General features: G+C 45.4%; 3 protein-coding genes. 2 read left to right on the top strand and 1 reads right to left on the bottom strand.

Translation table 11 applies throughout. The annotated features are described in order from the left end of the window. The first annotated feature begins 164 nt into the window (after positions 1 to 164). The gene (locus tag VNZ46_RS11235; RefSeq protein WP_325560251.1) at positions 165 to 1523 is read left to right on the top strand and encodes a DUF1080 domain-containing protein; all 1359 of its coding nucleotides are present in this window, start codon (positions 165 to 167) and stop codon (positions 1521 to 1523) included. Between the two features lie 12 nt (positions 1524 to 1535). After that, positions 1536 to 2894 carry a Gfo/Idh/MocA family oxidoreductase gene (locus VNZ46_RS11230; RefSeq protein ID WP_325560250.1) on the top strand — a complete coding sequence of 453 codons (1359 nt, stop codon included), beginning with the start codon at positions 1536 to 1538 and terminating at the stop codon, positions 2892 to 2894. 25 nt (positions 2895 to 2919) lie between these two features. Here VNZ46_RS11230 and VNZ46_RS11225 read toward each other — a convergent pair whose 3' ends face one another. After that, a complete protein-coding gene (locus VNZ46_RS11225; RefSeq protein WP_325560249.1) occupies positions 2920 to 6189 on the bottom strand; it encodes an amidohydrolase family protein in 3270 nt (1089 codons plus the stop codon). Between the last annotated feature and the right edge of the window lie 163 nt (positions 6190 to 6352).

Below are 6352 nucleotides of genomic sequence, written 5' to 3'. Positions count from 1 at the left end.
GTAAACAAGAACTCCGTATGCATCTGGCGCCAGGAGCGTCCACAACCTTTCGTTACCGGATAAAGATCAGTTCAGGAACAGAACCAACTGCAGCCAGTCTTAATGCGGAGGCTGCAGATTTTGCGCGTAAATAAATCAATCACTATAAAAAAAACGATCACAAAATGAAGAAATCAATAGGATTAATCCTAGCGGTTATGGTCATGGGAAGTTCTTCCCTTGTACATGCACAAACCGCAAAGTGGCAGAACCTTTTTAATGGAAAGGATCTGCAGGGCTGGAAGCAGTTGAATGGGAAGGCAAAATACGAGGTCCAAAATGGAGAAATTATAGGAACAACGGTATCTGGTACACCCAATTCTTTCCTGGCCACAGAAAAGAACTACGGAGATTTTATTCTGGAGCTGGAGTTGCTGGTGGATGATTCGATGAATTCGGGAATACAGATTCGAAGTGAAAGCAATGAAGCTTACCAGAATGGCCGTGTTCATGGTTACCAGGTAGAGGTGGACCCATCAGACAGAAGGTTTAGTGCGGGTATTTATGATGAAGCCAGAAGGGGATGGCTGTATCCATTAGATATTAATCCTAAAGCACAGATGGCATTTAAAAATCGGGGATGGAATAAATACCGGGTGGAATGTATTGGGCACTCTATCCGGACCTGGCTGAACGGGGTTCCCGCTGCAAACCTGGTAGATGATATGACACCAATTGGGTTTATTGCTTTACAGGTCCATGCTATCGGCAAGGATGATACACCCGGAAAGCAGATTCGCTGGCGGAACATCAGGATCCAGACAGAAAACCTGAAGCCTTCTAAACAGGATGATATTTTTGTGGTGAACCTGATTCCAAATAATCTTTCTCCGCAGGAAAAAGCAGAAGGCTATTCCTTGTTATGGGATGGTAAAACGACTAAAGGATGGAGAGGCGCTTATAAAAGTACTTTTCCTGAAAAGGGCTGGCTGATAGAGAATGGCGAGCTGAGTGTTCAGAAATCCAATGGTGCGGAATCTACCAATGGCGGCGATATCGTAACGGACAAGGAATATGCTGCTTTTGAGCTGAAGTTCGATTTTAAACTGACCGAAGGTGCCAACAGCGGAGTTAAATATTTTGTAACACTAACTGAGGGAAATAAAGGCTCTGCAATAGGCCCTGAATACCAGATTCTGGATGACGAAAGACATCCGGATGCCAAACTGGGTAAAAACGGAAACCGTACACTGGGTTCATTGTACGATCTGATCACCAGTAAAAAGATTCCGAATGCACAGCGGAAAATAGGAGAGTGGAACAGGGGCCTGATCCGTGTTTTTCCTGATAATAAAATTGAATACTGGTTAAACGGGTATAAGATTCTGGAATATACACGTGGTTCTGCAGAATTTCTGGCACTTGTGGCCGATAGTAAATATAAGGACTGGAAGAATTTTGGAATGGCACCTAAAGGTCATATCCTGTTGCAGGATCATGGTGACAAAGTGTCTTTCAGAAGCATTAAAATTAAAACCCTCTAAATCTCTTTAAACATGATAGAATCGAGAAGAAAATTCATTAAACAATCGGCTATTGCTGCTGCGGGTACCTATTTGGGAACGATGGGTTTAAGTGCCAGGAGTTATGGTAATATTATAGGTGCAAATGACCGGGTGCGTGTAGGGGTGGTTGGTTTTTCTGACCGCTTTAAAGATTCGCTGCTGCCCAGCTTTTTAAACCATCAGAAGGAACTCAATTTTGATATTGTAGCGGTTTCTGATCTCTGGAATTACCGCAGAGGTTTAGGCGTGGAGCACCTGAAAAGTAAGTTTGGTCATGACATTACAGGCTGCCGGAACAATGAAGAATTGTACAGTTTAAAAGATATAGATGCAGTGATTGTAAGTACTGCAGATTTTCAGCATGCGGTACATGCTATGGAAGCGGTGAGCGCAAAATGCGATGTATATTGTGAAAAGCCTTTTGCAGAAACGATGGCTGATGCACGGGCGGCTTTAAAAATGATCAAGGCATCTAAGCAGATTGTACAGATCGGTTCGCAACGGCGGAGTGGAAATAATTATAAAGCGGCATCACAGTTTATTAAAGAGGGTAAATTTGGAGATATTACGATGGTGGAGCTGACCTGGAATGTCAATCAGCCGGGGCGTTGGCGCAGGCCAGACCTGGTGGCTAAATTGAAACAGGAGGATACCGATTGGAAGCGCTTCCTGATCAATCGTCCTTTTGAAGAATGGGATCCGAGAAAATACCTGGAATACCGTTTGTTCTGGCCTTATTCGTCTGGAATGCCGGGACAGTGGATGTCACACCAGATTGATACCGTGCATTGGTTTACAGGTTTAAAACACCCCAGAAGTGTGGTCGCCAATGGAGGCATTTACCAATGGCGTGATGGGAGACGGAACTGGGATACCACTACTGCTGTATTTGATTATGGCCCGGCAGGAGACCCTAATCATGGTTTCCAGGTGGTTTTTTCTTCCAGGATGCATAATGGTGATGAAAATCCTGCGGAGATCTATTATTCAAACGGGGGCGAGCTGAACCTGAACACCAACATGGTGTCTCCAAAAGGAGGCCTTAAAGAGGGACCTGCCAGTGCTATGCATATGAAGGCCAATCTGCTGCCAGAAATGAAACTGACGGATAACACAGAAAAGGTAGCGGCTTCTGCCAATACAGGTGGGGATAAACTGACGTCTGCACATATGCGGAACTGGATGGAATGCATTCGCAGCCGGAAGGAAACGAATGCACCTGTTGAGGCGGGTTATTATCATTCCATTGCGAATATTATGACCAATGCCTCGGCCAGAACAGGGATGAAAGCCACTTTTGATGAGGCTACCCAGGAAGTTATGGTGGGTGGAAAAGTGTTTACTTATTAGATAAGAAATCGGAATGCGATTGGATCTAATCGCATTCCGGTACTGTGTAGGTCCAGGTTTCTGAAGCATCGGCTGGTGAGGTATAGCCATTGCTCTTATTGAGTTCAAACCAAAGCCTGCCTCTAAGTTTATCCCGGCTTCCAATTTCGTTCATGGACATACTGTCGTAGATCCTTCCGTTCACCATCACATATTTGATCTTTTCAGAATTCCGGATGTCGTCGAGCGGATTGGAATCCATTACGACCAGATCTGCCAGCTTTCCTTTTTCCAGTGAACCGATTTCTTTATTCATGCCCAGGTAACCGGCACCATTGATGGTGGCGCAGCGAATGGCTTGTAACGGGCTCATACCGCCTTGTACCAGCATCCAAAGTTCCCAGTGGGCACCTAAGCCCTGAATCTGTCCATGGGCACCCAGATTTACTTTTGTGCCACCATCTGCAATTTGCTTAACTGCTTTGGCTACATCGATATGACCGTAATCTCCATACTCTGAGGTGCTGCGTCTTCTGGAGCGTGCATCTACGATGGCTCTTGGTGTAAAGGCCAGGAGTCTTTCATTTTCCCACACGTTGGTGCGGTCATACCAGTAGTTTTCGCCCCACTGAGAACCGTAGCTTACGATTAAGGTCGGCGTATAGCCTACATGGGTATTGTTCCAAAAGCTTTTAACGTCTTTGTAGACAGGAACCACCGGGATGCTGTGCTCTATGCCGGTGTGCCCGTCGGCAATCATATTCATATTGGTGAAAAAGGTAGATCCACCTTCGGGCACCACTTCCATTTTAAGTTGCCGTGCGGCTTCTATAATTTGCTGGCGCTGTTCTCTGCGGGGCTGGTTGTAAGATTTTACAGAAAATGCACCCACGGCTTTAAGTCTTCTTAAATTGGACAGGGCATCTTCCAGGCTGTTGATGACTACTTTGAAGTCGCCATCTGCCCCGTACAAGATAGATCCGGTAGAATACAGTCGAGGGCCAACCATGCGGCCTGCTTTGAGCATTTCGCTTTGGCTGAAGACCATTTCTGTATTGCTGGAGGGATCGTGAGAGGTGGTTACACCGAAAGCGAGGTTGGCCAGGTAAGACCAGTCTTGCTGAGGGCTGATGCCATCGGGGCTGGTGTGCAGGTGTGCATGTACATCTACAATGCCGGGCATGATCGTTTTTCCGGTGACATCGATGATCTGGGCATTTGCAGGAATAGAGATTTCTGCAGCTTTTCCAATATTGATGATTTTGTTGTTTTCAATCAGAATAGTACCTTCTTCTATCACTTCATCGCCATTCATAGTGATGATCCGGGCGCCTTTTAAGGCCGTGAGTCCTGTTGGAACATCGGTTTTTAGCACCAGGTTGATGGGGGTTTCATCCGCAGGACTGTCATTTAGTTCTGCTGTGGCTGAAGGGTTTTGAACTGTACTGTCTGCAAAACTGAAAATGGTGTTGATGTTTTTGCTGTAATAATTCTCTCCGAGTGTCCAGCAAAGTTTTTTACTGTCGTTGCTCCAGTGGATATAGGTACCGCCGTCTTTAGTGATTTTGCTGAGCGGAATGGATTTGTTACCTGCAGAAAGGTCAAGATCTGAGCCTACTGTAACCATAGGTGTAATGTAAACGTTGAACAATTCGGTAAAGGCCATCCATTTTCCATCAGGGCTTGGTGCAAATTGTGTCGCATAAGTAGAGGTGTAATGTGTTCTTTCATTTCCTCCGTTGATGTCTACACTTTTATAGGCTTTTTTACCATTGCTGTTGCCCTGGAAATAGATCCGGCTATCGTCTGCATTGAATTGTGGCTTAATGCCATTGTCCAGTAACTGTGTTTTATTTCCGCCGTTGGAGGAAATGAGGTAGATGCCTGGGTTTTTACCATAGGAATAGCCCAGAACATCATTGCCGCTTCCTTTTCTGTATACGATCTTATCGCCTTTTGAGGAGTAAGAAGGGGAGTAATAGAAGCCCTTTTCATCCGTGAGGGTAATGGTTTTACCGGATCTGAAATCTGCGCGTTTTACTGCACCCTTGAATTCATCGCTCCAGGTGGTAAAGACTACATATTTCCCATCGGGGCTAAATGAAGGCTCAAATTCAAAATCCAGGCCATTGGTCAATCTTTCCGGTTTTCCCTCCGGGAGTTCTTTTTTATAGAGAAAACCTGCGGCATTGAAAACCACCCATTTGCCGTCGGGAGAGGTTTTGAGCTGGCGGATCATTTTGGCTGTAAATTCACTGCTGTACACCTGTTGCGGGAAATGAAGAGCTTCCTGCACAGTTTGTTCACTATTGACCTGGAAGGGGATTTCCGTAACCTGAAGGCTGCCCAGATCTACTTTTTTGATTTTTCCTTTTGCATAGAAGATCAGGCTTTTGGCATCGGGCGTCCAGGCGAAATTGGGATAGACACCAAAGATGGCCCAGGTTTCCTGCTGGTCGTGAGAAAGATCTTCAAATACCGGCCATTCTTCTCCGGTTTTGAGATTTTGTATGTAAAGTGCAGATTTAAGACGCACCCGTTTTACATAAGCCATGAATTTCGCATCCGGAGAGATTTGCGGCCTGGCTGCGCCCCCTTGTTCGGCAATCAGATTGCTGAGCTTGCCTGTGGACATGTCGAGTCTTCTTATGGCGTAAATCATCCCGTTAGGATCTTTGCTGTATTCAAAATCAGGGCCGGGGCTCATGTCTTCACTAAAGTAGAGGAAGCGTCCGTTTGGTGAAATATTGGGTTCTCCGGCATCCTGCTGGTCATTTTTTCTTTTGGTGAGCTGTACACCGTCACCGCCATAAATGCTGTACATCCACATTTCTCCGGCACCAAGTGATCTGGTTCCTGTGAAGTGTTTCCGGGCCACTATATATTGGCTGTTTGGCATCCAGGTGGCGTTGTTCAGCAAACGGAAGCTTTCTTTAGTGACCTGTTTTTTATTAGAGCCATCGCGGTTCATGATCCAGATGTTGTCGCCGCCGTTTTTATCACTGGTATAAGAAATATATTTTCCGTTTGGACTAAAGCGGGGCTGTACATCCCAGGCGATACCGCCGCTCAGCAGCTGAGCTGTTCCACCGTTAACGGGCATAATATAAATGTCTCCTAGAAGGTCAAAAACAATATCTTTTCCGTCGGGACTAACGTCGAGGTTCATCCAGGTGCCTTCATCTGTACTGATGCTGAAGGTTTTTGTGGTGCCTTTGTATTTTTCAACATCCCATTTTGGGCTTTCTTTCTTATCTTGTGAGAAAGCGGGACTGAAGGTAATGGAGAAAATGAGGAACAGTAAATATCGTTTCATCTTATTTTTTTGTTCTGGTTAAGCAGTTCGTCATGCTGAATTTATTTCAGCATCCCGTTTAAGTAAGGGTTGAATCGTAAGTCCGGAATGCTGAAATAAATTCAGCATGATCGTACTGTTTCAGACAACCTCTTTAGGCCTGCAATTTAATAATATCAGTTCG

This window comes from Pedobacter sp. (assembly GCF_035566355.1).
GTDB lineage: Bacteria > Bacteroidota > Bacteroidia > Sphingobacteriales > Sphingobacteriaceae > Pedobacter.
The sequence above is the reverse complement of the archived record's forward strand: the minus strand, read 5'-3'. Positions and strand labels throughout refer to the sequence as shown.

Coding starts and splice junctions, on each gene's coding strand:
- VNZ46_RS11230 (WP_325560250.1), top strand. CDS start 1,536: ATGATAGAATCGAGAAGAAAATTCATTAAACAATCGGCTATTGCTGCT.
- VNZ46_RS11225 (WP_325560249.1), bottom strand. CDS start 6,189: ATGAAACGATATTTACTGTTCCTCATTTTCTCCATTACCTTCAGTCCC.
- VNZ46_RS11235 (WP_325560251.1), top strand. CDS start 165: ATGAAGAAATCAATAGGATTAATCCTAGCGGTTATGGTCATGGGAAGT.